This window comes from Pseudonocardia pini, assembly GCF_013870575.1.
Lineage (GTDB): Bacteria > Actinomycetota > Actinomycetes > Mycobacteriales > Pseudonocardiaceae > Pseudonocardia > Pseudonocardia pini.
Map to the genome: position 1 here is coordinate 1 of NZ_JACBXB010000967.1, position 1,765 is coordinate 1,765.

Here is a 1,765-nt window from a genome sequence, read left to right on the forward strand (position 1 = left end):
GCTGCGCGCCCTCGCGACGAGCGCGACCGAGGTGATCGTCACGCCCTGGCGCACCCTCGTGCTGCCCCACCCCGGACCCGGTGCCGCCGAGCGCCTGCGCGCCGCGGGCCTCGTCACCGAGCCCGACGATCCCGCGCTGCAGCTCAGCGCCTGCGCGGGCAGGCCGGGCTGCGCGAAGTCCCACGCCGACGTCCGCACCGACATCCGGGAGCTCCTCGCGACCGCACCGGCCCCGCTCCCCCGCGCCCACGTGGTCGGGTGCGAGCGGCGGTGCGGGGCGCCGCACGGGGAGCACGTCGACGTCGTCGCCCAGCCCGACGGCACCTACCGCATCGAGGACCGCAGCGTCCCCGACCTGTCCACCGCGCTCCGAGGGAACCCCGCATGACCAGCGACTACATCCGCGACGGCGCGGAGATCTACCGGCGCAGCTTCGCCACGATCCGGGCCGAGGCGGACCTCTCCGGCTTCCCGGCGGACGTCGCGTACGTGGCCGTCCGCATGATCCACGCCTGTGGCCAGGTGGACCTGACCGGCGACATCGCCCACTCCCCCGGCGTGGTCACGGCCGCGCGGACGGCGTTGCGCGCCGGCGCCCCCGTCCTGTGCGACGCGATGATGGTCGCGTCCGGCGTCACCCGCGCGCGGCTGCCGAAGGACAACGACGTCGTGTGCACGCTGCGCGAGCCGGAGGTCCCCGCGATCGCCGAGCGCCTCGGCACCACCCGCTCCGCCGCCGCGATGGAGCTCTGGGGCGACCGGCTCGACGGCGCCGTCGTCGCGATCGGCAACGCCCCCACCGCCCTCTTCCACCTCCTCGACATGATCGACGCCGGCGCGCCCCGCCCCGCGGCGATCGTCGGGATCCCCGTGGGGTTCATCGGTGCCGCGGAGTCCAAGGCGGCGCTCGCGGCACGGACCGACCTGGAGTACCTCGTCGTGCACGGCCGCCGCGGCGGCTCCGCGATCACCGCCGCCGCGCTCAACGCGCTGGCCGACGAGCAGGAGATCTGAGATGCCCGGCACCCTGTACGGCGTGGGGCTGGGACCCGGCGACCCGGAGCTCGTGACGATCAAGGCGGCCCGGCTGATCGGGGCCGCGGACGTCGTCGCCTACCACTCCGCCCGGCACGGCCGCTCGATCGCACGCGGCATCGCCAAGTCCTATCTGCGCGGGGACCAGATCGAGGAGCAGCTGGTCTACCCGGTGACGACCGAGACCGTCGACCACCCGGGCGGCTACCAGGGCGCGATCGACGAGTTCTACGCCGACGCCGCCGAACGCCTCGCCGTCCACCTGTCGGCGGGCCGGGACGTGGTGCTGCTCGCCGAGGGCGACCCGCTCTTCTACGGCTCCTACATGCACATGCACAAGCGGCTCGCGGGCCGGTTCCACGCCGAGGTCGTCCCGGGCGTGACCTCGGTGAGCGGCGCGGCCGCGGCACTCGGCCAGCCGCTGGTCGAACGGGACGAGATCCTCACCGTCCTGCCCGGCACGCTGCCCCGCGAGGAGCTCGCGGAACGGTTGCGCACCACCGACTCCGCCGCCGTCATGAAGCTGGGGCGGACCTTCGGCAACGTCCGCGGCGCGTTCGCCGACGCCGGGAAGCTGGAGCGGGCGCAGTTCGTGGAGCGCGCCACGATGGCGGGCCAGCGGACCGGCCCGCTCGCGGACGTCGACCCGGACTCGGTGCCCTACTTCTCGATCGCGGTGCTTCCCGGCGAGGTCGCCGCAGGCCTGCCGGAGGACACCGCCGTTCCCCCG

2 protein-coding genes and 1 pseudogene are annotated in these 1,765 nt (G+C 75.0%); all 3 read left to right on the forward strand.

All coding sequences use genetic code 11. From position 1 onward, the window contains the following. A pseudogene (locus H5J29_RS31410) lies at nt 1-388 on the forward strand (hypothetical protein); the annotation flags it as partial. Then, complete coding sequence (locus H5J29_RS31415) at nt 385-1,014, forward strand: precorrin-8X methylmutase (RefSeq protein ID WP_181784557.1); 630 nt, start codon at nt 385-387, stop codon at nt 1,012-1,014. The pseudogene H5J29_RS31410 and the gene H5J29_RS31415, both read left to right, overlap by 4 nt. A 1-nt stretch (nt 1,015) precedes the next feature. Continuing rightward, a partial coding sequence (locus tag H5J29_RS31420; protein ID WP_181784558.1) for a precorrin-2 C(20)-methyltransferase occupies nt 1,016-1,765 on the forward strand: 750 nt, incomplete at its 3' end.